Raw genomic sequence first — 25,936 nt, forward strand, 5'->3', positions numbered from 1 at the left:
AATCCTGAGGGCGGTACTGTTTCCGCTTCAATTCGATTCAGGACCGGCATTGTGATTGATAATGCTGATGTCGCTGACCAGATTGTTTCCGGATCAGAAATATATATTACTCCGGAACAGTTAAGCCTGTATTTTGTCCGCCCGGTCAAACGGGAGCCTTCGCCGGTTTTAGCACAGACGGAGCCGGAAGTAAAACCCGCGCCCGCGCCTGTAATAATCAGGAATCCGGATTTTCTTGTGTATCTGGGTTCGGCAGGCACTTCAAACGGTGAGACTCTCTTCCTCCTTAAGGATACACGGAAAAACTCGGTTATGAAGCTCAGAACAAAAGAAGAAGATAAAAATTACATTATAGAAAATGCATTCAGTGAATTGGAAGTTATGTATGATGGAAAAATTTATGGAGTAAAAAAATGAAACGGCTTTGCATAAGTATTCTTATTATTCTGTTTCTCCTTAGCGGATGCGTGACCAAGGAAATAATAGATGAAAGTAACCGGACTGATATGTATGTGATGGTATACGATTATGAAAATAACGGATTGCAGAATGTATCCGTTTACATAGACGATGAATTAATCGGAAAAACCGATATACACGGAAGATACTTACTTGCTTTGGTTCGGAATCAAATTTATAAAATAAGGCTTCAGAAAAATGAATTTGAAATGGTTGAAAAGGAATTCGTGTACGATCCCCTTTTTGTATTATATTTCCAGATTGCTAATTCTGTGCAGCTATTAAAACTGGCGGAGAACGCAATGGATGAAGGCGGATATGAAGAAGCAATCGGATATCTCGACCGTTCAATAAAACTTGATCCTAAACGGATTGACGCTTTCTATTTAAAAGCAATTGCCCTGTACAAGACCGGAGACAGTGAAGGCGCTCTTGAAATAATTGATACCCTTGCTTCCCAGGTAAAAAACACGGAAGCAATTTTTGATCTTGCCGAGCAGATATATGCTTCTGCGGGAGGCCGCCTGTGAAAAAGCTGCCGGAAAGAAAAATAATTTTAATACATGCCGCGGTTGGGGTGGCTGTTTTGGCGGTAAGTACTGCCATTCTGATTTTTAATATACGGTATACAAAAGTTACTTACACGCTCATTGAAGCCATCAATGCTGAAAACAAACATCAGACTGATTTCCTGACGGAAAAACTTGGTGAAATTTCTGATTCCCTCATGCTGATTGAATTACTGGTTTCGGAAAGCATGGAGGAATTAATAGGAAGTGAACGCCAGTCGGAAATAACACAGGGCAAGCTTGATATAACCCGGCGTCAGCTGAGCGGGATAACCAGTTCGCTTGCGGCGATGGAGTTACTGCTTGCCAGGGATATTGATGAGAGAATTCTTGATGTTATGCTTGAAAGAACTGTTGATGATTATACACAAGCAGGAATTGATTATTTTAATATGGCGGCATATGAAAAGGCCTGCGCAGCTTTTACAAAAGCGCTGAAATATAAGAGTGAAAACACGACTCTTCTTTTTTTTCAGCTATATTCTTTGTATCTCAATAAGATGAATAACGGATTTGATGAAGAAACTTTCAAAATGATTCATGACGGGTTAGCTGTGCTGGAAGCAAAGGGATATAAAATGGAGGAACAGCTGGTTTTTACCGAAGAGGAGATGTCCGGTAAAACAGCTGATATGGCATATAACATTTCAGAAAAACAAAAACAGGAAGGTTGGGAATTACAGTATGAGGCGGAAAAACAGGATGAAGCAATTTAAACAAAAATGTGTCTGCGGGATTATTATGTCGCTTTTTTTGAGCGCGTCGGCTTATTGTATTGATATTGTGGTGATGCCAATTTCTTACTATGAGCTGGAAGGGAATAATCTTGTAAAAAAAGAATATGAAAAAGACATACGTACAGATTTGGCTGACAGATTGAACAGATATTATAATGTCCAGTTCGACAATACTCCGCTGAATGACAGGCTTGCCGGCGCGACCGAATCGGATGCCCGGCGGGTAGCGGAATTTTACCAGACGAATTATGTGCTGTACGGAATTATCAGAAAAGAACGGAACTCATTATATGCCGAACTGAAATTGTATAATGCGCAGCAGAAAAAATCGGAAGTTTTTTTTGCCGCTGATGCCCCAGACCAGTTTGACCGGCTTATTAAAAATGTAAGTGAAAATATACTTGACTGGTTCCATACCGACAGGGACAAACTTGACGCTGTAAAAAATGAAATCGCAATTCTCCGGCAGGAAATGGAATCAATGAAAGCAGATACCAAAGGCCGCCGGAAACAGGATTCTGAAGACCCGCCCGGGGAGCCGCCGGTCAAGGAATTTACACTCCGTATCCCCGTTAAGGCCGGCTACTGGACTTATGTGAAAAACGATTGGGTCGATTTTGTACAGGGGACGGTAGAGGCTACGCTTGGCGTTGAAATTGTACCTGAACTGCAATTCCCGTCTATCGGCGGTATGCGCAATGAACTTTCCATAGGATTGCTTTTCGGATACCGGTACGGAACAAGCGCCCGGGAAAATGTGTCACTGAATGTACATGATATTGTAATAAATCCGGTTCTGACATATCACCTCAATTGCTATACAAACAACTGGATCCTGTTTGGAATAGGGGCCTTTTTTGAGGTGGATATTTGGCATATTGAGGAAGAGCAATACAATCATGTGACGGATTCCATTGAAACATTAACCGGTTTATCTCTGCTGCTGGGATATTCATACCGGATTAACCGAAGGGTCACGATCGATATCGGCCTGAATTCCTATTTTTATTTTACCGCGGATACTTCGCCGGTACTCCGGCCATTTTTGGGAACATCTGTAACATTATTGGGAGGAATGTATGAAAAATAATGTAAAACTGTTTTTGCCTTTGCCGCTGTTTATTTTTTCCATAACTTTCTTTTTTTCATGCGACAGCAATGGAATAAATTCCTTTATATCACGATCAGACCCGTTCCCGGATAATCCCAGTATTAAAAGCTTAAGCGGGGGGAAGGCGCTTTCTCTTTCCTGGAAAGCCGATACAGGCGCCGACAGTTATCTCGTAATGCGGAGTATCGACGGACAGAATGGACTCGGCGCTTTTGAGGAAATCTATAGCGGTGATGAAACAGTGTATCTTGACCGGGATATAGATGTCTGCCTCTCTTACGCGTACAGGCTTGACAAGCAGCGGGGCGGTAAAATTTTCAAGGGAAGCGATATCGCATATTTTATCCGTACTTTGCCGTTTGCCGATGAAGTTACAGCTCTTGGTCTGGAAGATGGAAGTGTAGTCAGACTTTCCTGGAATACGGATGAAAATGCCGACAGTTATATTCTGCGCAAGCAGAGCATAGATCAGAATAATAACAGGACAAATCTGGACCCAATCGAGCTGGGTCAAACCATGTATATAGACAGTGAGCTGGAAATTGACAAAATATATTCATACCGCCTCGACAAAGTCAGGGGAAGTGAGTTGTTCGAAGGTTCAGCTGTTACCCTGTATTCACGCATGCGTCCTGAACCGACACCCGGCGTAATAACGGTATTGCGTTTGAATGAAGGCACCGCCGCATATCTGCTCTGGGATGCCGATACGCATGCGGACAGCTACATCATAATGAAAACTGAAACCGGAATTGCCGGTGTTGATTTTACCGATGACCTGAAAACCGTTAAAATCGAACTTACCGGCAAAACAAGCTATATCGACAATGATATAGATACCGGAAAAGCATATGCGTACCGTCTTGATAAAGTACAGAGGGGCGTCACGCATGAAGGGCTGGCTATCAGTACTTTTGAAAAATCGCGATCAGACCCTGTCCCCGGCGTGATAACCGCCCGGAGTCTGAACGGAGGGACCACCGCGTATCTGACCTGGACGGCGGATAACGGAGCCGATTCATACAGAGTCATGAGGTCGCTGAATGACGGGAGCGCCATTCAGTTCACCGCGCGGGCTGACGAGTCTGACGGTTTTTTTCTGCAAAGCAAAACCTCCGCCATGGATACCGGACTCGCTGACGATAAATCGTATTTGTACCGACTCGATAAAGAAAGGAACGGACAGTGGGTAATCGGAACCGAAATTACGGTATTTTCCCAAACAAGACCGTTCCCGTTCGGCGAGGCGCCCATTGCGGACGGCTTCCGCGCCGACGGCAAAATCGCTTTAAACTGGAGCAATGATGACGGAGCGGATTCGTATATTCTCATGAGAAGAGAAGACGATCCCGCGAATTCCAGTTTTACCCAGTGGAAGTCCATATGGGAAGGGCAGGAATTAACGTATGTTGATGACACAGTCAATCCGGAGAAATCAGGACGTTATGAATACCGGCTTAATAAACGCCGGAATGGAACAATATATGAATGGGTATATGATGTGACACTCGCGGTAGCGGCCGGCGTAGAGCAGGACGCGTTTGAGCCGAACAACATCCAGTCCCAGGCGACCATTCTGGACAATTCCCGGACCGCAAATTTATATTGTTTCGGTTATTCCGATGGACAGGTCCTGTCCGATGCGGACTGGTACAAAGTGAATATTCCGGCCGGCAAAACAGCTCATATAAAAGTTATTTACAGTACGAGTACCAGCGGTTCTGAAAAATCCTGGTTTGACCTGTATTTGCCCGGTCAGACGCCGGTTCCGATTCCGCATAATACAAATTTTGCGATAAAGAATGAAGCTTCCGTACAGCAGTATATCGCATTCGCGATAAGACCGAGGACTGAAGAATTTCTGACGGACGGCAGGGTCGGCGGCTGTGTTGTCACCTATACCATAATGTGGCATGAAATATCGAATAATTAATTAAGGGAAACAAATGAAAAATTATCCGGCGTTTTTTATTGTTGTGTTATGCATAGGTTTATGCGGCTGTGATCTCCCGACAAAAACAACCGCGAATTATTCGGAACCTTTTTTTGATGTAGTAAGTACCGACAGTTTCCGCGGAGACGGGACGATAGGACTGAACTGGCGTACCGATAAAGGAACCGACAGTTATATTGTAATGCGCGGAACAGACGGAATATACGGCGTCAATGATTTCAGTGAAGTATATAATGGTTCCGAGACGTCCTGGTTTGACGCCGGTATTGAAACGGATATACGGTATGTTTACCGGCTGGACAAGCGGAACAAAAACGGAAAACTGGTCGGGCAGGAAACGGCAATCGCGGTCGGGGTCGGAAAGGACACGGAGATTGACCGCAATGAACCGAACAACAGTAAAAACACCGCGACATTACTTAATACAAGCAAGCGCGGTACCGTATATTTTTTCAGATTTTCAGACGGAAGAACATTATCGGATACGGACTGGTTTAAAATAAAAGTCCCGCAATCAAAGGCCGCCAGTCTGCGGGTTATCGAAGATAATGCGGGTCTCCGGAGTTCTTTTTACATAGCTGTTCCGGGAAAGGGAAATATTTCATTAACAGCCGATACGGTTGTCCGGATAACAAATGAGAGTTTCTCAGACAGTTATATATATCTGGAGATATGTCCCGTAACCGATGAATTTGTTGAGCCTGACTCAAGCGGCGGGACTATCAGAACATACACAATCATACTGGATTCAATCGGAGATACGGACGGAAGTGATCCCGGAGGGACTGACCCTGATCCGGGCGGAACAGATCCCGACCCCGGAGGAACGGACCCCGATCCGGGCGGAACAGATCCCGACCCGGGGGGACTGACCCTGATCCGGGTGGGACAGATCCCGATCCCGGAGGAACAGATCCCGATCCGGGTACCGTAACGGAGAAGAGTGAACTGTTCTCCGAAATATCGGGTCTGACGGTTTTTTATACTAATGAAACAAAATACCTGAACAGTAATTATACATTCTGGAAACGTTTTGACAGTACGGTCCTTGTTTTTGAAAGCATTCATATCGAAATGTTCAAGGAAAGCGGAGTGTCAAGCGGCGGATACGGCATCTTCTTTCAGGCCGGAAATATAGACGGGTATGGGGAATGCATGCTGACGGTCCTTATTAGAACAACAGGGCAATACGCGATCGGAAAAGTTATAGACGGAAATTATACCGAGATAAACGGCTGGAAAGACGGTACCTATCTCCGCAGGGGATACGGCGTAAAAAACAGTATAAAAGTAGTGTGGGACAATGAAACCGCAATATATGTTCTTTATATAAATGGAATGGAAGAAGTCAGGTTCATCGATCTGGATTCTCCCCAGTGCTCCGGCGGCGGCAGCGGAGTCGCCGCAGTAATTACCAAATACGAATCATTTCCGGAAAGTCCGGTAAAAGTGAGGTACAGAATTTATGAATAAGCACCGGTTTTTCGCGTCATTAATGGGAATCATATATCTGGGGACCCTGAACCCGGTCATTCTGTACGGAGCCGAACCGGCGGTCTCGCCGTCCGCTCCCGCCATAGCCGAACAGAGCCATGGAGAAGCCATCAGCGCTGAAGCGGGCGGGACCGTCAGCCTCAGCGGCGCCCGGATAGTGATACCCGCCGGGGCCCTTGAAGAAGACACCTTGATAAGGATAACGAAACTGCGGGAAACGGCGGACACCGGTGAAAGCATGATCAATGTGACTTCCGGGGGCGGCGGGTACCGGTTTGAACCCGCCGGCACCCAGTTTCTGAAAGAAGTAACGATAGAGCTGCCGTATGACGTGAAGCTGAACGGGAAGGAAGGCAGTCTCGAAGATGTCCGCGGTTACTATTATGACGTAAAGGAAGAACGGTGGATAGTTCTCGAGAAAAAGGGATATGACAAAGAACGGGGTGTCATAGAAAGTGTGACAACACATTTTACGGATATGATAAACGGGACCTTAAGTTTACCTGAGAGCGCGGGACCGATAGATGTGAACCTGAACAGTATCAAGGGGCTTGAGGCCGCGAACGCGTCTGTTGGGGTCGCGAAACTGGAAGGGCTTGAGGGTACGAGCGACGGGAGCGCGGGATTTTCGCTGAAGCTTGACCTGCCCGGGGCCGGCGCGGAATGCGGCCCCGGTAGCTATACAGTATTCGAGCGGCGGGGGAATTGGGATAACGGGGAAGGGGTTTGACGTACAGTACGGGAGCCGGATAGAGATAGACACGAGGTATGGTGCGGCGCGGTATGACGGGAGCGACAGCTATACGCTTGACGGGGTGAGGCTGAAGGTCCGATTGACCCGGGTCGGAGAGACGGAGTATGAACGGCTTCGGGAACAGTCATTCAGCCGGATCGTGCATATAAAAACGGAGAGTGAGAATTACTGGGAAGTAACGGAGCGTGACGGAAGTAAGAAGACATACGGGAAGAGAGATGAGAGCTGGGGCGGGAAGGGAGCAACGAAAAAGAACATCTGGTACCTTGAGAAGGAAGAGGACGTATACGGGAACACGATAGTGTATGAGTATATAAAAGATGGAGGCTATGTATATCCGTTGGCGATATGGTACACGGGGAAGGGAGATGAGAAAGGTCCGTACGCGGTGCGGTTTGAGTATGGGACCGGGCGTCCTGACAAACGGGTGGACATGCGCGGCGGGTATACGCAGGAGCTGAGGCTTCTGCTTGAGCGGATAGTGGTAACGGGAGCTGACGGGAATGAGCTGCGAAGTTACGGATTTGAGTATAAAGGCGGGGTTGCTGAAGAACAGTATGTGATAGCGCTGGTTGGCTTTGACCGGGATAGCGTTGAATGGTGGCGGTATGGGTTTGAGTATAACGAGATAGAGCGGGACAAAAACGGCGCGCTTAAATATTTTGCTGATCCGGAGGTGTATGGAAATATGCCGCTGTCAGTTACAAGTAACAGTAAAATAGGCGGACAGTTTTCGGCAGGGACCGGAGTTGGTATAGGTTTTGCTGATGGACAGTTTGATGTACGAATCAGCGGCGGTATACAGTATTCATTTGATTATGGAATATCATATAACAAATATATGATGGCAGATATAGACGGCGATGGACGGCTTGATATTGTCCGTCAGGCAGGGCCTGATTTATATATATGCAAGAATAATGGTAATGGTTTTGACAGCGAAATAAAAATTACGGTCAGCGGGCTTGGAAGTATAGATATTGGAAAGGAAGAGAGCATTAATAATTCCCTCGGGGTAATGTTTATTTTGGTATTGGCGGCCCATACTCTTTGAGCATCGGCGGAGGTCCGATATGGTCAACACAATGGGGTGAAGGCAGTTTAACGAGCAGTCTGATGGACATGGATGGAGACGGGCTTGTTGATATAGCGATAAGCGGTTCAAATATATATTACAAAAATATCAGTGGGAATGGAAAAATCCAGTTTAAAGAGGTATATATCGGGGCTGAAGGTATGACAGATACCAGCACTGAATTAAGTTCCACAGAAGAAAATGCATATCATGCAACGTATTATATTCAGCGGCCGTTCAGGATGTGGAAGGCTCCGTATGACGGAGAAGTCAGAATAGAACAGAAAATAAAAAAATAGAATCTCTGGAAGAGGAACCCGGAAAGATATCCGCAAAAACCTATGTGGGGATATCTAATAGCCAGGAAAACGGTACAAAAAGCGATGAAGTTCAAAATGCCGGAGTTTATCTGTCAGCCCAGGATATATCCGGCGAAAGTCAGGCAACAGTCTCTGTCGAAACAGATCAGAGATTGTACTATATACATAATGTAGAAGGCAAAGACGGAGATGAACGCAATATAAAAGGTAATGATGTGGACTGGAATATTAAAATGGTTTATACAAAAGTCCGCCCATTTCTGACTAGTGATGAATTAATCAGGTATGTACCATATGGTCTATTACTGGAGCACGAATATGATGAAGCCGTAAAGATATTATATACACAGGGAACAATAACCACAGGGGAAGGTGCTGACGCTGAAACAAAAACAGTGTATAACCTCAAAAATGACTGGAAATCCATACTGGAAGATAGAAAAAATGAAGATGTGAAAAAAGCACGAAGCTGGTTATATAGTCGGGGCTATTATATACTGCAGATAATTGATCATGAGAGCATTAAAACCAACCTGTTATATACAGAAGGCTGGATAGAACAGGGACAGTTTGTGACTCCCACTGCCAGCGGATATTATATATATGATCCTGCGAAAGACGAATACAAGGCTCAACAATTGACGGGGCCGGAAAAAAAAGAAAAGCTTGACCAGGTGACTGTCGCAATGCGCTTTCCTACGAAATATGAACCCTCCCAAAAGATTGAAGGAATAACTCCGCGGAAGAAGAAGGAGAAATAATTTACGCGACTGAAGCAGAAGGAAAGACAGTGGGTGTCCGTTTACGTGCCAATGAGGGCAGTTTGTTTAATAATGGAAACTATATTGCCTTGGGACAGTTCGACGAACAGTATCTCCACGCGGAAAAAGACGCGGAAAATCAGGAACTCCTTTTTTATGTAAATGGAATCAGTACCGAAAACGCTATTAAAATGATACCGGCAGATAATGATTATACTGAAGTGAGTATACAGGTAACATTTCAGACAGGCGGGAAAACAGAAGCGGAAGTCACCTGGGAATTTACCGATCCGGTAGAAAGCGCCGAAACAATAGAAGAATCGGAAATGAATGTCCTGTGGCGTGACGAAGAATTTGACCAGTTATTTGTTTCTCCTTATTTAAGTTCGCGGGAACACTACGATATCAATAATCAATTCTGGGATACGATTGCCGTAACGGAAATGGAAGAATTGTTTGCCCATTATATTACCGGAGAACTTGTTACCAATGAGCTTGCGGCAGCTTTCTATGAAAATTATTTTGCGGTTGAGAAAAAATATGTAATAAAAAGTACCTTAAGTAATGAGCAAAAGAATAATGCTAACGCATTCCTGGAACTAATAAACAATATGGGTCCGAATTATCCCTGCGATATAAATGACGCTTACTGGGAAGAAATAGTTGAGGCTGAAACCGATGCTTTGTTCAGTCATTATATAAATGATGATCAGATAGAAGTGGACGAAAGTGATGTGGAAAGGTTTCTTCAGGATAATTTTGAATTTGAGGAAGAAAAATATAAACGAAAAAATCTTGCCGCACAGGAAATCAGTGAAGCAAATATATTTCTGCAACAACTCAAAGTCTCCGGTTCAAATTTTCCAAATGATATCGGGAATCCGTTCTGGAAAGAAATAACAGTAACAGATACGGTGACTCTATTTGATTATTATATAAATGAAGGATTGGCTGAAACAGCTATAGATGATTTTTTTGAAAGTTATTTTGAAATTAAAGAAGAAAACTACAAAAGGAATGTCCTGACCGGAGAGGAAAGCAATACCGCAAATGAATTTCTATCCAATGTTGAATGGGAATATTTTCACAAAATTGCCTTTCCCTGTTATGAATACAGCGAAGATGAAAAAGTATATAATCTGGTCCCGTATTATGCTTCCGAAGATGATAATTCCGATGCTCAGAAAATCCAGCTGATAGGAATCATACAATCAATAACAAAAAAATATCTGCTGCACAAATACCAGCAGGTTAAAAAGACAATACGGTATGACGCCAATTATATTTATGCGGTAGAAGATGACGCTAGAAAAGAGGATGAATATGGAAGATTCAGATATATAGGTTTATCGCTGAAAGAAGAATCCGAAGAAGTATCTCTTGAAAAAAAGATTTCGTCTCTTTCGCTGACATGGGACAGCGCGGAAGATTATGCTGCGGAAAACAGGTCAAAACAGCAGGTTTTTAAATATGAGTCTTCTGGTTATGATTCTTCTATACTTATTCCATCTATCTTTGTTCCATCAGATGACATACTGTACGGCGGAATAAACAATTGGTTCTATGGCATTTGGATAGGTGATGAAGCCCAAAACAAATTCAGTGAAGAAAGATTGTATGAGAATGTCAGGAAAGCAGAACAGATTGCGGAGGATGTCACTGAACAGAAACTTCAGGACAAGCCCGAAGAACAGGAATCATACATGAAGGAAAAAGCGAATGTATCCGGTAGCAGTGATGTATCATACCTTGAGGAACAAAAAAAGGCGGGATCTGATGGAAAAGTTGACGCCGGACAGGTTAATCAGGATGACTATGACTTTCAATATAATGAAGAAGGAAAGGATGATTCCATACAGATTGAACACATATTTTATTTACCCAGTACTCTGAATGAAATGGCAGGGACTTTTGAAGATAAAGATTCGGGAAAAGTGTATGATAACAAACAGTATTTGGACCTGAAGGCTGAGGCGGAAACCTCCCATGATCTTTCGGAAAATTATTTAATGGGCGAAATGTCTATATCCAGCATTCAGACAATGGATTGGGACGGCGGAGAACGGCAAATAAAAACGGAAGCGACATATTATTTCCCATTTATCGATGGTGATTATATACACGTTAACCGGCAGGGAGGGGATATATATTATAAGCTGCCTGGAATAAAACCGCCCCAATCATTTTCAGGCATAGGGACTTTGCGCAAAAACAGAAGCGCGGGAGATGAAATTGGAGGGGCGGGGAATGTTACGGTTGTTCAGCTGAACTCAAGTATAAATACAAGTCATGGAGAGACAATCCAGGATATCCGGGATATTAATGGAGATAGAATACCTGACATTATATACAGCAACGGCGCAAAGCTGTCCGTCCTGTACGGAAGCAGAGTCGCCGGGGAATACATCCAGTATGGGGACCGTTATGACCTGTACGGAAGCAACAGCGTTTTGAGCCGGACTGATAATAGAGTGGAAACGAGCGGTATCGGTGCAAGCGCCGGCCCAACCGCAGAGACAATTCGGGATATAGTAACAAACAGAGTTATAGGAATGACAATACCCGCGAGTGCAAGCGCTTCTTTCGGTATGGGGCATGGAGAAGGGTCAAATGAACAGAGCATAGGAATGCTCGACATAAACGGCGACGGGATTGATGATTATATTAATGGCGAAACAGTAAAGCTCGGGACGGGATATGCATATAGTGTCTATGATTTTAGAGCGCCTGATAATTTTTCCATACATAAAGGCAGCTTGCTGGCAGACAGCAAATCAATTGGTGTAGGGGCGGGAACAAATGCGAGCGGTATGACAACTGGCGACAATACTACTATAGTCTCTGTAGGAATAGGGGCCGGTGTAAATGCCAGTATTTCAAGATCAAGAACTAAAGAAATGCTCCTTGATATAAACGGCGACGGACTGCCTGACATAGTAAAAAAAGGAAATGGGAATACGCTGAGCGTACAGTATAACATGGGGACGGGTTTCACGGCAGCGGAAGAAATATATATGCCTGGATGGGGTTTTGGCTCCATTGAACTTAACGCAGATGAAACACGTCCTGATCAGGGAGCACTGAATGACATCCCTGTTATAGGTCTGTTTTTTGAAAACCCTGGCATTAATGGTGTTAGTTCTTCCGACAGCAACGAAGATCTTGTGAATGAAATAGACTATTCAGCTACAATAAATTTTGGAATTAACGGCGGACTTAACACCGGGGGAACGGTCTCGATAAAAGTCTGGTTTATTTCCATTAATATGAGTATTAACGCAAATGCGGGGGTGAACGGAGGGGTAGGCACGACGAGCGTAACGGTGAAGATGCTGGACATCGATGGCGACGGGTATGTGGACCAGGTGCTGCGCATCCCGGGCAAGGAAACCTATGTAAAACGGAACCTTGGGGCCCAGATCGGGCTCCTGAAAAAAATCATACTCCCGCAGGGCGGGAGCTACGAACTCGAATATATGTCCATCGGCAACACGACAGACATGCCGCAGAGCCGGCAGGTGTTAAGTCAGGTAACGCTCCGCGATGACCTTGAGGACTCAATTATAAATAGCGGATGGGAATACATCCGGCGCTTTGAATATAAAGACGGCTATTATGACCGCCTTGTCAGAGAATTCTACGGCTTCAGAACCGTTACGGCCCGGTATGGCACGGAAGAATACCATGATAAAAGCCGCACGGAAGTCCAGTATTACAATGACGAGTATTACCGGAAAGGCATAAAAGAGGAGCTTCGTGTCTATGACGAAAACGGCGTCCTGATACAAAGCCAGGAACAGATACCGGATGTGGCTCCTTACGCCCGTATAAAGGAAAGCTACAGCCGCGTATATGACGAAGACGGAACATATTTTGAAAGCGCGCAGCGGTATGAGTATGATGTCTTATGGGGAAACGTCACCGTCCTGTATGATGACGGCGATATCAAGGACACCTCTGACAACCTTGAGGCGCGTATCAGTTACTGGCATAACGACTCGAAGTATCTCCACAGCCACCCGTCCCGCATAGAAATCCGTGACAGCGGAGGAAAGATAGTGCGTGTCAGGGAGGGAGACTATAACGAATATGGCTCCCTTGTAAAACTCCGGCAGTACTGGAATGAGGGGAAATACCTCACACATGAGTTCACCTATGACGGGTACGGGAACATGAGCAGCATGACCAACAGCGCGGGCGTGAGCCTTTCCTACCGGTATGACAGCGGTCTAAACCAGTACCTTGAGGAAATCACACGGACTGGCGGCGGCGCCTCATACGTGAGCCGCATAGCCTGGAACACCTCGCGCGGCCTCAAGGAAAGGGAAACGGACTCGAACGGTAACTCGATACGGTACGAATACGATGAGAAGGGACGGCTCACGGAGGTGAGGACTTCTTATGATACGGGGACAGTCCCCGCGGTCTCCTATGAATATCACACACCGGAGGAGTCTCGGTGGTACGCGGTCACCTCGAACAAGATAACGACGGACAGCAGCGACAGCCGGGTCATGCTCACAGTGACTGAGCTTGACGGCATAGGCCGGGTACGGCGGACGGCGAAGGCAGGAGAAGTGTATAACCCGGGTACAGGAAACGACTTGTTTGGCTGGAACGTCTCGGGAGCTGTTCAATATGACGGGCGGGGCAGGGTGGTCAGAGGAGGGCAGCCGTACTTTGTGGGAGAAGACAGCATCGGGACCTGCTCGATACAAAACCTACTCTTCTTAATCTCCTTCTGGCAACGGAGATTACATACGACGGGATTAACCGACCGGTGAAGCTCTCACTTCCGGACGGGAGTGTGAGCGAAAATCGGTACGGGGTACGCGCTCTTGACGGAACGGCCCGCGCATATATGGAATCGGTCGACCCGCTGGGGAACACCGTTGTGCAGTACCGGGACGGACGGGAGAATATCATCCGTGTGGAACGGTGGGAAGGAGAGAAGACAACGATCCTTACGAAGGCAACGTATCTGTACAATGCCCTGGGAGAACTCCTCGAGGCAAGGGACGCGGAAGGGAACCCGGTGACGGTTGAGTATGACCTTCTGGGCCGGCGGACCGCCATTGAAAGTATTGACTCGGGGCGTGAGGAAGGCGAATACAACGAAAAGGGCCAGCTGTGGAAGGTGACAACCAGTGTGCTCCGGGAAAAGGGAAGGCATGTCCTGTATGAGTATGACAGCTTCGGCCGGATGATAAAAATAGACTACCCGAGAGTGAGGACGTTGTGTATACTTATGGCGGTCCCGAGGCGGCAAGTGAAAACCGCGCGGACCGGGTAATCAGGATAGAGGATGAGAGCGGAAGTATCGAGTATGAGTACGGAAGCCTGGGAGAAGTGACCGTGGAGACGCGGACGCTGGGGCGGCGGAGCCATGACCGCACGGGCACGGTGAAGACGGCCGAGATGCGGTACCGGAGCGACTATCTGGGACGCATGGAAGAAATCACATACCCTGACGGAGAAGTGGTGAAGTATGCCTACAACTACGGCGGGGCCGTGGAACGTGTGACGGGCGAGAAGCAGGGAGAGACGTTCGTATATGTGGACAAAATAGGGTATGACGAGTGGGGCCAGCGGGTGTATATAAGGCTGGGGAACGGGGTTGAGACCAGCTATACTTATGACGAGAACCGGCGGTGGCTGAGCGGGATAGAGACCCGGAACGCGGGGACCGTACTCCAGAACATGGAATACCGCTTTGACCGGGTGGGGAATGTGTCCGGGTATGAAAATAACGCCGGGGCCTATATGACGAAGCAGGATTACACCTACGACAGCCTGTACCAGCTGACGGGAGTGACGGGAGAAAGCCGGGCATCCGAGACGGGTGAATATCAGGCGGCCTACAGCCAGAGCTACCGCTTTGATGAGGGCGGACTCGGGAAGATGATGGAGAAGGTGAGCGCCTCGAGCCAGAGTGATGGGAGGATCCTGGGAGACGACCTAAACTATAGTCTTGACTATGAGTATGAGGCGGGGTATGTACACCGGGTGAGCCGTATCGGTGGGAGGTATTATCAGTATGACGCGAGCGGGAACCTGACCGTGGAGCAGGACGGGCCGTTTACCAAAGGAGAGCCGGTGAACCGGAACTACACGGTGACAGGACTCGGGAACGAGGTGTATGTGACCGACCATGGGTGGGGGATGAGTGAGGACCCCAGCACAGGAAGCGGCGGTACCGGAGGAACGCAGAGTCCGTGGAAGCGTGAGTATACGTGGAACGAGCGGAACCAGCTGAAACGGAGCCGGGACAGCCGGTATACTGTGGTGTACACGTATGGAGCTGACGGCCAGCGGAGCGGAAAGTACAGTGTGGGAGGAAGCGGGTCGACAGAGAGTGAGACGCTGTATTTCAATAAGCTGTGGACGTGGCGGTATGACGGGCAGGTGAGCAACGCGGCCGGGCAGAACAGCAAGCACATTTATGTGGGAGAGAGCCGTCTGGTGACCAAGATAGGACGGGCCGACGGGAGCTTTACAAATGAGGAGCGTGTCAAGCAGTACTGGTACCACAGTGACCACCTGGGGAGTGCGCAGTTAATCACGAACGCTGATGGAGAGGAATACGAGCGAATAGAGTACACGCCGTATGGGGAATTGTGGATAGAGAAGGCGAGTACGGCGAGCAATATAGACATCCCGTATAGGTTTACGGGGAAGGAGAAGGACGAAGAGACCGGGTTATATTACTATGGGGCGCGGTACCTCGACCCGAAGACCAGTCGGTGGCTGAGTACGGATCCGGCTCTGGGAGCGTACATACCGGGGGCAGGAGGTAATAATTCACAGCTGCCGGGGATGGGTGGGGTGTATAACACGGTGAACCTGCATCTGTACCACTACGCAGGCAATAACCCAGTGAGGTACACAGATCCAACAGGGAGGAATACTGAGCGCATTACGGTTAAGGAAGGGGACTCAATGTCGGAACTTCTTGCTGCTCATAATGATAAATATAATACTAACTATACTGTTGATGAAGTTGCAGCGTATAATGAAATTAAGAATGCGGATTTAATATTTCCAAACCAGGATTTAAAACTCCCTCCTAGAATTAATTCAAATGATACAGGTGCAAATGATACAGGTGCAAATGATACAGGTACAAATGATACAGGTACAAATGATACAGGTACAAATGATACAGGTACAAATGCGAAGCATACATATATTCCTATACAATCTATTAAAGCTGCAGTTGCGCTTGGCCTTGGTCATGAGTTTGGAATATGTATCGATACTAATGGGAACATTGGAATATATAGAGACTTACTGATTGGTTGTGGTGTACACATACCCTCATTTATAGTAGGGGATTTTATCAAAGTCTTATCAGGAGTAAGTAATACAGGAGAAATCCTTTATGCACTATATACCATGAATAATAGTCTAGATACTGATAGCTGGTCCGAAGGTTCTTTAAAAACCGGAGTTTCTGTTTCTACTGGAGGAACTGCAGAAGCCCATTTCTTTGGAAGTGTATCTGTGAACGTTTCCACCGATCCAGGTAATGCTCAATTTGGATTCAGTGGTGATATTGGCGGCGGTGTTTATTTCAGAGTTAGGATGCAGTTTGTAATTTCGGGTCAATCTTTGCCATTTTGGCCTCGTGGAGGAGAATAAAAATATAACTGTATAAAGTTTCTGTACAGTTTTTTGAACAGGATTTTATACTTGTTGAAATTTTATCAGCGATGAAACAATATAGGGTTTTCATACTTTTGTGCTAAGAAAACCCCATTGCCTCGGAAAGCCTGATACTTCTTTCTGATCCTTGCATATCGGCTTTCCTGCGTAGCTACTGATATTGCTGCCCTGAAAACCTGTTTCCTTAAATTCAGTTAATGGCACGAAAAAACGGCTTCATGGAAATTTTGCAAGGAGCAACAAGAGAAAATCCGCCGGGGACGTTCTGCTTTCATCAATGGCTTTTGATTCGAGAAAAGGGTATAAGTCTTTCAAACCTTCCCTAACTGAAATGGTTATTGGAATTTCAGCTGTCTTATGGCAGTCTGTTTCCTGTGCGAAAGGTTTTACACATCCTGATACGTATCATCAAAGAGGAAAGGAAAGAGAGTCTGTTAAATAGACCTGCATATCTGTCTTGCATCCGGAATCCTGAACGGCTGAAAGGAGTGTACTGTGAGGATCACGGATTTTGTTGCTACAAAAATGACTATAGAAAGCCGCCTATTCGTGGCCTGAGAATGAATAGAAAACAATGGTGTATACAGAAATAAAACTCAAAATACTATTGAACTGTGTTGATTTCTTCCATGAACGAAAGGAATAGCAGTGCTTCGGAATGGTATAAATAATTCCTTTTTCTGCGTTCTTTCCCCTGAGGAATTTACTCAGATGCTCAGGTATGAAATACTCTTTTTGTGTGAAGTAGCTGGATAAAATGGATACTGAAAATCTGCTGCTTGAGAGTCTGAATTATTTTTGGAATCAAAAAAATTGCTGGCTGAATGAGAAATCATCAAGAGCAGAAACTGAACTGACCGAAACCAAGAATTGATTGTTAAAAATTTGGAAACAATTGGTTTGTGCGTTACGGAAATAGTTTTGCGCAATTGCAAAAATAATTATCGCGGTCATATTGATTTATTTGAAGAAGGATAGGATGTTCCGCTTTCTGCAATGATCATTTAAGATAAACCTGTAGTATGGCAAAATATAGTCCGATACGATAAAAGAGTTCAGCTTTCCTTGCAAAAAAATACTTATCCCTTTTTGCAATCCCGAAATCCATTTTCACGCCGCCTTCTTCACTCCCTTCCTGACTATCTTCATCAGATAGTCCTTTTCCTCCGGAATATTTTCAGCCAGCCTGGCCGCCGCGACCGGCAGCTTCCATTGGTCTATATCTTTCTTTTTGCATCCGGACAGTTTTCTGTATTCCGAAAGGTACAGGCTGTTCAGCCTTTTTTTGAAGAGCGTTATTATCAGGCGGCTGATCAGGGGCCTGTCCCGCGGGGCTTTTGCCGCCGTTATAATCAGGCTTGTCCGGCATACATCGGCAAATGGGCTTCCCCTGCAGACTGTGATCCAGTCGATTACGGTCGCTTTCAGCCCGGGTCCGATAAGAATATTCAGGGGATGAAAATCGAAGTGACAGATACTGTTTCCGTCGGGCAGTTTTTCCAGATACGCATAGATGGTTTCTTTCTCCTCCTCTGTAATATCTCCGGCCTGTCCTATTCTGTCCCTGAGCATTTCCCTGACCGGAACAAGCGTGTCATTGCTCCTGCTGTGAATGGACCAGTGGACCGACGCGAGTAGACGCGCGAACGCTTTTATCTGGGAGGGGGCCGCCAGAATTTCATCAAGCATGCTTTTCCCGTCAATGAATTCGTACACGATCCCTTTCCGTCCCTCAAGCTCGATCAGTTCATACACTTCGGGCGCGGCCAGGTCCAGAGAGCGGACCAAGCGCGCGAAGTCGTACTCATCCCGGGCAACCCAGTTGAATTCTTCATGGAAAAGCTTTAACACTTTATCCTGCGAATATTCCAGAACATCCGAGGTGCGGCCTCTGCCGATAATTTTTGCCATAGTGTATCCTTTATCCCGGATTTGCTGCCGGGGTTTTATTTTCGTTATTCAGGACTGTGTTTCACAATATCTTTTTATTCGCTTATTGGTTCTGTCCGGTTACTTATTCAAATTCCTTTTTACGCGTCAGTTCCGCATCCGCTGTTTATCTCCCGGACCCTCTCATCAAATAAGGCGATATGCCATTCCATGTGCCGGCCAAAATAATCTTCCGCTATAAACCGCAGCGTTAATTTCTGCCCGTTTACTATCCATGTATTGTCCAGCTTTTTTTCATCCATGACAGTCAGAATATGCAATAAAAAGGCATTATATTCTTTCCATAAACTGATCAGGGAAGTATAACTATAGGAAGATATTTTTGACGTGTTCTTCCATTCTTCCGCGTCATAGGCCGGAAATTCCAGAGCGGTTTCCAGCTGCAGCCTGATAAACCTCTGGTGATTATTTGAGGCCGAATCAATTAAATGGGAAACCATTTCCTTTAATGTCCATTTTTCATCTTCCAGGCGGACATCCGCGATACAGGCGTGCCGTTCCATAATGCCGTAAAAATAATCTATCCGTTTTCTGTATTCCGGTATATTGAAATCCCTGACTGCCGCTCCTGGCTTCAGATTATACTATTTTTTTTCCTCATGCAAATGGGTTTCTGTTTTTCCCGTTTCCGGTGTTCCGGCTGTTTTCACAAAGCCTGAAGACTTTCCGTTGATAGACCCCGCCTTACGCTAAGACGAACTCGGCTCCAGAAAAAGTTTTTTTGCCATACCTTCCGTTTATAGTAAACTTAGCTATTGTATAGAAGAAAATGAACCTGAACTGACCGGATACGGAAAACTGAATATCCTGCGCAGCCCGGCTTTTCAGAAAAAAAGCTGCGGAAAAGACGGAAAGGGCTTAAACTGAAAAGAAAAGTGAGGAATATAAATGGGTGAATATCAGACAAAGTATTTCGGGGAACTGTCTATTGATGAAACCAGCGACTTCGAATTTCTGGATGTGAAGTATGCGGGCAGGGACATACATATACTCCTTTAATGTAAGTTTCTGATGTAAAGAATAATCCGATTCTTTACATCAGAAATAGTTATAATCGGAAATAGTCAAATAACTTAAATTATTTGACTTATATATCATTATCGGACTGCAACCTTTACGGGGAAAAACTGAAACTCTGCCTTGAAATTATTGATAAATACCCTGAACTGGTCCGGGCGGCAAAAAAAGCAATAGCGGACAATTTTCCCGGCAATGAAACGGTCCGGTATTATTTTGAATGCCATTTTGATCTGCTGGATGACGAAGACCTTCTTGAGATATTCGGTGTAAAAACGTTCGCGGAATTCGATATACAGAAGGCGATTGAAAAGCTTGGGTGTCCCGATCTGCTTTTTGGCATTGAGGATGGCGAAATACATTTTTCCGCTGATTATATGATATCAAAAGAATATTCCGATGGGATATTATGCGTGAAAATGGATGAAAGGCTGAATGTCACCGGTTTTTCACAGGAAAGCTGAAAAAGGCCTGGACGTTCCGGTTGACAAAAATGCGGTCAGGCGGTTTCGTTCCGGTTCAGTATTCCGTATATATAGGTGTCCTGCCACAGCGGATTACCGTCTTCGTCCCTCCTGAAAAAAATGTTTTTTGATACATGGCCTTCCCTTTTCATTCCCGCCTTTTCGAACACGTGCCATGACGCGGCGTTTTCCGGATTGCAGTTTCCCGTAATTTTATGCCTGCTGTTTACCGCGAACTCGGACGCGATTACTTTTTTTACTGCCTCCGTACAATACCCCCGGTTTTGATATTCCGGATTAAATATAAATCCCATTTCCCATGTATCCAGTTCTTCCGGACCGTTTCTGAAAAACGAAATATGGCCGATCATTTTTCCGGTTTCTTTCAGGACAACAGCCAGAAAATTTTTGCCCGCGCTTCTTTCCCTGCATATAACTTTTGCCTCATTTTCAGATACGGCTTCGCCCGGTTCATATCTGTAAATTTCATCTTTTGATAAATAGTCATATACATCTTTCCAGTCGCTTTCAAGAAAATACCGGATAATCAGTCTGTTAGTTTCTATCATGTTCATTTATGCATTATTGTACTGCTGTAAAAATATTTTTGCAATATTTCCGCGCCGGGATTTTTCTTTGATATCTTATTTTGGAACAGAGAGGCAGATGCCCGCAAAGCATTTTAAAATATTTCTATTTCTTCAGGATAATCATTTGCCTGGTTTATCAGGCGGCCCCGGCGTCCCATTGTAAATGCGATATTACTGCTTCGTATTGATAAGAGCCTGCCGCCTTTCTGTAATTCCAGCCCGCGCAGTAAATTTTCCGTTAAGGTAATTTTTCCCACGGCACCTATTTCCAGCCATGCGAATCGTCTGCCCTTATATGGGTATAACTCACCTTCACTTGTATTACAGGCATCCAGTTCGGGAAATTCCTGAAACAGGTTTCTGAAAATTGATGGTTTAAGCAATTCTTTTTTTGATACGCTGAAACCACCTGTTGCCCTGCTTCCTGAAATCAGTATTATTTTCCCTTCAGAGCAAATCGCGTATTCTTCTATGGCTTTCGTGGGGGATTGGACGGAGAGGTCATTATTTATTACTGACCATCCGAATATGAATTTTCCGCCTTTGCTGATTTGAGGCATCCTTATTTCCTGCAGTTTTCCGGACGGAATTATTTTACCCGCTTACAGCGCGTTCAGTTTCCGGTCCGCCTCCGCGGCGTTCTGCTCAAAAGACGCCGAAGCGAAAATATCCGATGCGCGTTGGTATGCGTCTTTTGCTGCGGAAATATTACCCGCCCTTACCTGTACATCGCCTGTCGCCATCCAGTCCATTCCGAGCCCGAAGGTGTTTTCCGCGCGCCGGTCGAACTCAATCGCGGTCTGCAGCGCGGTAACCGCGGACGCATACTGTCCCGCCATTGAGCGGATTGAGGCAATCACATACCAGTCATAGGCCGCAAGTTCCAGGTACCGTTCTTTTTCATGAATTGAAGCCGCGTTTTGTACGGATTTTTCAGCCTCAGACCACCGGCCCAAATCCTTTTGCGCGAAACCGGTAAGCACCCAGGCATAGGCGGTAAACAGGGGGTTCGCTTTTTTTATATTACCCATTTCCGCGGTTATGGTTGTGATAACTTTTTCCGCTTGCTGCTTTTTTAACGCCTCATTATCCGGAGAAAGTTCTCCCCTCGTCCGGTATATTTTTGCAACCGATACAAGTTCCTTGTCCCCGTCCCGCTGTGCTTCGGCGAGGGCCGCGTCCCAAGCGTTATTTGCGGCATCAGGATCGCCCGTGTAAAAAGCCAGATTCCCCTGTGATAATTGTACCTGTACCCGGAGGGAGGGATCATCCGTGCTGACCGCCATCCGCCACGCTTCATCCATAAGGACCTGCGCGAGATCGTAATTGCCCCGCTCAGCTTCCTTGTTAGCGAGGTCCAGCTGTTTTATCGCCAGATTCCTTGTTGTAAGGATTTCAGCAGGACGTTTCGGCGCGGAGGAACAGCCGGCGAACAAAACAAGGGCAAGGACCAGCATGCATTTTCCGGAAAGGGACCTGAAAAAAACGGAATATGGTTTTCGTATCGTCATTGTTATCTCCGGTTAGAATTGGATATTCCGCGGACTTGTTCCGCCGGATTCCGTGCTCACCCTTTCAGGCACTCCGTTTTTCAGGAGGGGATTATTGCTCAGTGCGGTCAGCACATCCTGCGCGGACTGGAGCGTTGTCAGCAATTCTCCGACAAGTCCCGCTATCTGCGGTATCTGGGCCGGCAGAAGAGCTGTTGTTTTTTCGAGATTTTCTATTGTACCCGCCGCCGCCGACAGCGCCTCGTTCAGGCTGCCGAACAGTGCCCCCTCCGGATCAATGAGCGCGGGAATCAGTCCGGTCGGATTGGCCACCTCTTCTCCCAGTTCGGAGGTTATCTTCTGGATATCAGCAATAATACCGGCAAGGTCCCTGTCCAGCGTTCCTGTGATGCCCGCGACATTTGTCAGGGTCTGCTCAACACCAAGCATAGTCTTTGTCAGGGATGTATCGCCTGTCCCCGCGAACGCTTCATCAACCTGTGCGAGAACGGAATTTACCCTGACAATCAGGGTATTCGCCTGTGTCAGCAGGTTTGAAATACTGTCCTCTTTCTTTTGAATGGTTACCATCCCGGTCCTGATTCTTGCCTGCCCTTCGTCGGAGTCCATCCGGGGAATAAAACCTCCTTCAGGAATTTTTGTTACGCCATTTCCCGGATGAAACAGAAACTGGTTTCCCAGGCCTATCGGGCTGACGCTGAGTTCAACAACCGAGCCTTCGCGGGCGCGGTCATAATATGTATCCTGAATATAGAATTCCACATCGACCTTGTCATTTTTGTTAAGGTTCACCGATTTTACCTTGCCGATGGTAAAACCCTTGTACTGGATGGCCATACCGTTGTTCAGACCGGTCCCGGAATCAAACTCCGTCTGGAAAAGATAATCCTTGGCAAACCACCGCTGTTTGCTGCCAAGCAGAAAAACAACCAGAACAAGGGCCGCAATGGCAATAATCGTGAGCAGTCCGACAATCTGATCCGCATACCGTATTTTAAACTTCATAGGGCAATTCCTTTTTCAATTATTAACGCGAGGCTGTCATCTTTTGCAATCTGCTCTCCTGTGATGACCAGGGACAGCCGTCCGTCTATAATCATGCAAATATAATCGGCAAGGTCTTCGATGACTCTGAAGTCATGGCTGACAAAGATAATGGTTTTTTCTTCCTTCTTTTTCTGTTTGATAATTTTGACCAGCCTGTTCCCGGCGGATTCATCAAGCGACTCGGTCCATTCATCAAGAAAAATCAAAGAGGGATCACAAAGCATTGCCCTCGCAAAAGCTATCAGTTTCTGTTCGCCCATGGAAAGCTGCGAAGGCCGTATATCAAGTTCTTTTTTATAACCCGTTTCAGAGAGGACCTGAGTAATCCGCGCGGTGCGGGCCTCATAGGTCATATGGGGAAAGTGGATTTTAAGCGGCAGCTCAAGAATCTGGCGGAGCGACTGGTTCGCCCAGAGCGCGGAATCCTGAAAGACCACAGCCGAGGCCTTTCTGAAAGCAAGGTTCTGCGCCCTGCTCATCACGGAAACATCCTTTCCCCGAAAAGTAACCGCTCCTTCTGTCGGAAGAAGCAGGCCTGCCGCCAGTTTCAGAACCGTACTTTTTCCCCCGCCCGAAGGTCCGACAAGGGCGGTCGTTTTTCCCTCTTCGAATTTATGTGAAATATTCTGGACTATCTGCAGGTTCTGGGCCGAGAAGGAAACATTCTGTAATTCAATGATAGGCTCCGTCATTTTTACTGTTATACCATATAATACAATGCGGAAATCAGAATGTCCGCAAGGATGCACCAGGCAAAAGTACTTCCAACCGCCTTTAATCCGGCGACCGGCACCTCCGTGCTTGCGCGTTCGACCGAAAAGCCTCTGACCAGGGCAATAATTGAAATAATCATGCCGAAGGTTATACTTTTTACGAGAGTAACAAGAATGTCGGAAAGCGTTAAAACCTGCAGCAGATTGTCAAAATAATCGGCTGCCGACATTGAACTGAACAGCTGGGCGACAAGAAATGAACCTCCCAGCCCGAACAGGGAAAAATAAATGTTCAGCAGAAAAAGCGAGATGGTAACGCCGAGAAAACGCGGTACCCCGATATGCTCAACCGGATCAATTCCGACTGAAATATAGGCTTCAACTTCGTGCGAAATGACCATCCCGGCGATTTCCGTCGCTATTGCGGTCGCCGAACGGGCAATGATAATAAAGGCGGTCAGGAGCGGGCCGAGTTCGCGGGTAATTATGGCAATCAGGAGAGGATAAATAAGTTTGTCCTGCGAGAGGCTGGCGAGAAAGGGGATGCCGATGGCGTTTACCGCGGCCCCGATTCCCAGCGCAAGCAGGGAAGAAATACCCAATGCCTCCACAAAGGTAAAGAGTATCTGCATGGTCAGAATTTTATATGATGCCTGCCCACGGTAAATAAAATGCCCCAGACCCTTGAGCGTTTTACCGAAAAATCCGATAGTATATAAAATACCTTCAAACTTAGCTATGACAGCAGCACCAATTTGTTTGATCATACAGGTCAAATTATACACCATTAGAAAAAAAAAAGACAGAGAATAATATATAAATATTCTATAGCATTGCGGCTGCTTTCAAATTATAAAAAGGAGAATTCCGTGAAAATACTTATCTGGGGCGCCGCAAACGCGGGAAAAAACATATACTATTCCCTGCCGGATGATGCCGAAGTGACGGCATTTATCGACAGCAGCATCATCAAACAGGGCAAAACCTATCTCGGAATTCCGGTAATACCGGAAACAGACATACCCGGCCATGATTTTGATCTGCTCATCATTTCGCATACTCAGGCCGCGGCCGTAACCGCCCGGCTTACCGGAGAAACCGGAATTCCGCGTGAAAAAATACTCGATCCGTATTACCGGGGATATATTGATCCCAGGAGAAATATGCTCCGCCTTCTGGGAGATGAAATCCGCAAAAAGAACTGAAAGGGGCTGTTGCGGAACTTGGCGTGTACCGCGGCGCTTTCGCGAAATATATTAACGCCGAATTTCCGGATAAAACCTGCTATCTTTTTGATACCTTCCAGGGTTTCCCTGAATCCGATCTTGCCGCGGATAAAAAAAGCAATTTTTCAAATCCCGGAACCGGGGAATTCACCGATACTAGTGCTGAGGCGGTCCGCGGTATACTGCCGAATCCCGGAAAATGTTCGTTCAGGGAAGGTTATTTTCCCGACACCGCCAAAGGGCTGGAAGCCGAGGATTTCTGTTTTGTCAGTATCGATACCGATTTATACGCTTCGGTTTACGCCGCCCTTGGTTTTTTTTACCGGCGCCTGGTTTCCGGCGGCTACATTATGGTGCATGATTATGATAATCCGGACTATCTTGGTGTAAGGGAAGCTGTACTCAAAGCGGCAGACGAAGAACACTTTGCCTGTATCCCTGTTCCGGACGGGGGCGGAAGTATTGTTATCGGGAAACCCTGATCCGGAAAAAAAACTGTAAAAAGTACCGGAACTGTAA

25 protein-coding genes are annotated in these 25,936 nt (G+C 46.2%); 17 read left to right on the forward strand and 8 right to left on the reverse strand.

What is annotated here, in order from left to right; genetic code table 11:
* The first annotated feature begins 51 nt into the window (after positions 1-51).
* From K7I13_RS11095 to K7I13_RS11160, 14 genes are all read left to right on the forward strand, one after another.
* Positions 52-417, forward strand: a complete 366-nt coding sequence (locus K7I13_RS11095) for a hypothetical protein (RefSeq protein WP_255945631.1) — start codon at positions 52-54, stop codon at positions 415-417.
* Positions 414-989 (forward strand): tetratricopeptide repeat protein, encoded by a 576-nt coding sequence (locus K7I13_RS11100; RefSeq protein ID WP_255945633.1) that lies wholly within the window; start codon positions 414-416, stop codon positions 987-989. Before K7I13_RS11095 ends, K7I13_RS11100 begins: the two co-directional genes overlap by 4 nt.
* On the forward strand, positions 986-1,744 hold the full coding sequence (locus K7I13_RS11105) for a hypothetical protein (protein WP_255945635.1): 759 nt from the start codon (positions 986-988) through the stop codon (positions 1,742-1,744). The genes K7I13_RS11100 and K7I13_RS11105 overlap by 4 nt, the downstream gene beginning before the upstream one ends.
* Entirely contained in the window at positions 1,731-2,855 is a 1,125-nt protein-coding gene (locus K7I13_RS11110; RefSeq protein ID WP_255945637.1) for a hypothetical protein, read from the forward strand. The genes K7I13_RS11105 and K7I13_RS11110 overlap by 14 nt, the downstream gene beginning before the upstream one ends.
* A complete protein-coding gene (locus tag K7I13_RS11115) occupies positions 2,845-4,809 on the forward strand; it encodes a fibronectin type III domain-containing protein (RefSeq protein ID WP_255945639.1) in 1,965 nt (654 codons plus the stop codon). Before K7I13_RS11110 ends, K7I13_RS11115 begins: the two co-directional genes overlap by 11 nt.
* Before the next feature lie 13 nt (positions 4,810-4,822).
* Positions 4,823-5,764, forward strand: coding sequence for a hypothetical protein (locus K7I13_RS11120; RefSeq protein ID WP_255945641.1), 942 nt, complete (start codon positions 4,823-4,825; stop codon positions 5,762-5,764).
* Between the two features lie 158 nt (positions 5,765-5,922).
* A complete protein-coding gene (locus K7I13_RS11125; protein WP_255945643.1) occupies positions 5,923-6,303 on the forward strand; it encodes a hypothetical protein in 381 nt (126 codons plus the stop codon).
* Complete coding sequence (locus tag K7I13_RS11130; protein WP_255945645.1) at positions 6,296-7,054, forward strand: hypothetical protein; 759 nt, start codon at positions 6,296-6,298, stop codon at positions 7,052-7,054. Before K7I13_RS11125 ends, K7I13_RS11130 begins: the two co-directional genes overlap by 8 nt.
* Positions 6,963-8,132, forward strand: coding sequence for a SpvB/TcaC N-terminal domain-containing protein (locus K7I13_RS11135; protein ID WP_255945647.1), 1,170 nt, complete (start codon positions 6,963-6,965; stop codon positions 8,130-8,132). Before K7I13_RS11130 ends, K7I13_RS11135 begins: the two co-directional genes overlap by 92 nt.
* Positions 8,129-8,452 (forward strand): FG-GAP repeat domain-containing protein, encoded by a 324-nt coding sequence (locus K7I13_RS11140; RefSeq protein WP_255945649.1) that lies wholly within the window; start codon positions 8,129-8,131, stop codon positions 8,450-8,452. Before K7I13_RS11135 ends, K7I13_RS11140 begins: the two co-directional genes overlap by 4 nt.
* Positions 8,453-8,496: 44 nt before the next feature.
* Complete coding sequence (locus K7I13_RS11145) at positions 8,497-9,234, forward strand: hypothetical protein (protein WP_255945656.1); 738 nt, start codon at positions 8,497-8,499, stop codon at positions 9,232-9,234.
* Between the two features lie 29 nt (positions 9,235-9,263).
* Positions 9,264-14,018: a toxin TcdB middle/N-terminal domain-containing protein gene (locus tag K7I13_RS11150; RefSeq protein WP_255945658.1), complete on the forward strand. Its 4,755-nt coding sequence runs from the start codon at positions 9,264-9,266 to the stop codon at positions 14,016-14,018.
* A 23-nt stretch (positions 14,019-14,041) separates the two neighbouring features.
* On the forward strand, positions 14,042-14,527 hold the full coding sequence (locus tag K7I13_RS11155; RefSeq protein ID WP_255945660.1) for an RHS repeat domain-containing protein: 486 nt from the start codon (positions 14,042-14,044) through the stop codon (positions 14,525-14,527).
* Positions 14,473-16,875, forward strand: coding sequence for an RHS repeat-associated core domain-containing protein (locus tag K7I13_RS11160; protein ID WP_255945662.1), 2,403 nt, complete (start codon positions 14,473-14,475; stop codon positions 16,873-16,875). The genes K7I13_RS11155 and K7I13_RS11160 overlap by 55 nt, the downstream gene beginning before the upstream one ends.
* A 1,134-nt stretch (positions 16,876-18,009) precedes the next feature.
* Here K7I13_RS11160 and K7I13_RS11165 read toward each other — a convergent pair.
* Together K7I13_RS11165 and K7I13_RS11170 are read right to left on the reverse strand one after the other, a co-directional pair.
* Positions 18,010-18,810 carry an aminoglycoside phosphotransferase family protein gene (locus tag K7I13_RS11165; RefSeq protein WP_255945664.1) on the reverse strand — a complete coding sequence of 267 codons (801 nt, stop codon included), beginning with the start codon at positions 18,808-18,810 and terminating at the stop codon, positions 18,010-18,012.
* A 119-nt stretch (positions 18,811-18,929) separates the two neighbouring features.
* Positions 18,930-19,352 carry a hypothetical protein gene (locus K7I13_RS11170; RefSeq protein ID WP_255945666.1) on the reverse strand — a complete coding sequence of 141 codons (423 nt, stop codon included), beginning with the start codon at positions 19,350-19,352 and terminating at the stop codon, positions 18,930-18,932.
* Positions 19,353-19,931: 579 nt separating this feature from the next.
* Between K7I13_RS11170 and K7I13_RS11175 the strand changes: the two genes are divergently transcribed.
* Entirely contained in the window at positions 19,932-20,330 is a 399-nt protein-coding gene (locus tag K7I13_RS11175) for a DUF2004 domain-containing protein (RefSeq protein ID WP_255945668.1), read from the forward strand.
* A 35-nt stretch (positions 20,331-20,365) separates the two neighbouring features.
* On the opposite strand, the gene K7I13_RS11180 is transcribed toward K7I13_RS11175, so the two are convergent.
* The 6 genes from K7I13_RS11180 to K7I13_RS11205 form a co-directional block, all read right to left on the reverse strand.
* Positions 20,366-20,905 carry a GNAT family N-acetyltransferase gene (locus tag K7I13_RS11180; RefSeq protein WP_255945670.1) on the reverse strand — a complete coding sequence of 180 codons (540 nt, stop codon included), beginning with the start codon at positions 20,903-20,905 and terminating at the stop codon, positions 20,366-20,368.
* A gap of 107 nt (positions 20,906-21,012) precedes the next feature.
* Positions 21,013-21,480, reverse strand: coding sequence for a hypothetical protein (locus K7I13_RS11185; RefSeq protein ID WP_255945672.1), 468 nt, complete (start codon positions 21,478-21,480; stop codon positions 21,013-21,015).
* A gap of 42 nt (positions 21,481-21,522) precedes the next feature.
* Positions 21,523-22,431 carry a hypothetical protein gene (locus tag K7I13_RS11190; protein ID WP_255945674.1) on the reverse strand — a complete coding sequence of 303 codons (909 nt, stop codon included), beginning with the start codon at positions 22,429-22,431 and terminating at the stop codon, positions 21,523-21,525.
* Positions 22,432-22,443: 12 nt separating this feature from the next.
* Positions 22,444-23,436 (reverse strand): MlaD family protein, encoded by a 993-nt coding sequence (locus tag K7I13_RS11195; protein WP_255945676.1) that lies wholly within the window; start codon positions 23,434-23,436, stop codon positions 22,444-22,446.
* A complete protein-coding gene (locus tag K7I13_RS11200; RefSeq protein WP_255945678.1) occupies positions 23,433-24,170 on the reverse strand; it encodes an ATP-binding cassette domain-containing protein in 738 nt (245 codons plus the stop codon). Before K7I13_RS11200 ends, K7I13_RS11195 begins: the two co-directional genes overlap by 4 nt.
* A gap of 8 nt (positions 24,171-24,178) precedes the next feature.
* Positions 24,179-24,958: an ABC transporter permease gene (locus K7I13_RS11205; RefSeq protein ID WP_255945680.1), complete on the reverse strand. Its 780-nt coding sequence runs from the start codon at positions 24,956-24,958 to the stop codon at positions 24,179-24,181.
* Between the two features lie 102 nt (positions 24,959-25,060).
* Here K7I13_RS11205 and K7I13_RS11210 point away from each other — a divergent pair, with 102 nt between their 5' ends.
* Together K7I13_RS11210 and K7I13_RS11215 are read left to right on the forward strand one after the other, a co-directional pair.
* Positions 25,061-25,396, forward strand: coding sequence for a nucleoside-diphosphate sugar epimerase/dehydratase (locus K7I13_RS11210; protein WP_255945682.1), 336 nt, complete (start codon positions 25,061-25,063; stop codon positions 25,394-25,396).
* Between the two features lie 23 nt (positions 25,397-25,419).
* Positions 25,420-25,899, forward strand: a complete 480-nt coding sequence (locus K7I13_RS11215) for a TylF/MycF/NovP-related O-methyltransferase (RefSeq protein WP_255945684.1) — start codon at positions 25,420-25,422, stop codon at positions 25,897-25,899.
* The last annotated feature ends 37 nt before the right edge of the window (positions 25,900-25,936 follow it).

Source organism: Brucepastera parasyntrophica (genome assembly GCF_022376835.1).
GTDB lineage: Bacteria > Spirochaetota > Spirochaetia > Treponematales > Treponemataceae > Brucepastera > Brucepastera parasyntrophica.

What these genes read in the sequence shown, in the direction of transcription:
- K7I13_RS11205 (WP_255945680.1), bottom strand. Translation starts at nt 24,958, where the DNA reads ATGATCAAACAAATTGGTGCTGCTGTCATAGCTAAGTTTGAAGGTATT.
- K7I13_RS11165 (WP_255945664.1), bottom strand. Translation starts at nt 18,810, where the DNA reads ATGGCAAAAATTATCGGCAGAGGCCGCACCTCGGATGTTCTGGAATAT.
- K7I13_RS11130 (WP_255945645.1), top strand. Translation starts at nt 6,296, where the DNA reads ATGAATAAGCACCGGTTTTTCGCGTCATTAATGGGAATCATATATCTG.
- K7I13_RS11120 (WP_255945641.1), top strand. Translation starts at nt 4,823, where the DNA reads ATGAAAAATTATCCGGCGTTTTTTATTGTTGTGTTATGCATAGGTTTA.
- K7I13_RS11200 (WP_255945678.1), bottom strand. Translation starts at nt 24,170, where the DNA reads ATGACGGAGCCTATCATTGAATTACAGAATGTTTCCTTCTCGGCCCAG.
- K7I13_RS11190 (WP_255945674.1), bottom strand. Translation starts at nt 22,431, where the DNA reads ATGACGATACGAAAACCATATTCCGTTTTTTTCAGGTCCCTTTCCGGA.
- K7I13_RS11185 (WP_255945672.1), bottom strand. Translation starts at nt 21,480, where the DNA reads ATGCCTCAAATCAGCAAAGGCGGAAAATTCATATTCGGATGGTCAGTA.
- K7I13_RS11115 (WP_255945639.1), top strand. Translation starts at nt 2,845, where the DNA reads ATGAAAAATAATGTAAAACTGTTTTTGCCTTTGCCGCTGTTTATTTTT.
- K7I13_RS11195 (WP_255945676.1), bottom strand. Translation starts at nt 23,436, where the DNA reads ATGAAGTTTAAAATACGGTATGCGGATCAGATTGTCGGACTGCTCACG.
- K7I13_RS11110 (WP_255945637.1), top strand. Translation starts at nt 1,731, where the DNA reads ATGAAGCAATTTAAACAAAAATGTGTCTGCGGGATTATTATGTCGCTT.
- K7I13_RS11170 (WP_255945666.1), bottom strand. Translation starts at nt 19,352, where the DNA reads ATGGAACGGCACGCCTGTATCGCGGATGTCCGCCTGGAAGATGAAAAA.
- K7I13_RS11180 (WP_255945670.1), bottom strand. Translation starts at nt 20,905, where the DNA reads ATGAACATGATAGAAACTAACAGACTGATTATCCGGTATTTTCTTGAA.
- K7I13_RS11100 (WP_255945633.1), top strand. Translation starts at nt 414, where the DNA reads ATGAAACGGCTTTGCATAAGTATTCTTATTATTCTGTTTCTCCTTAGC.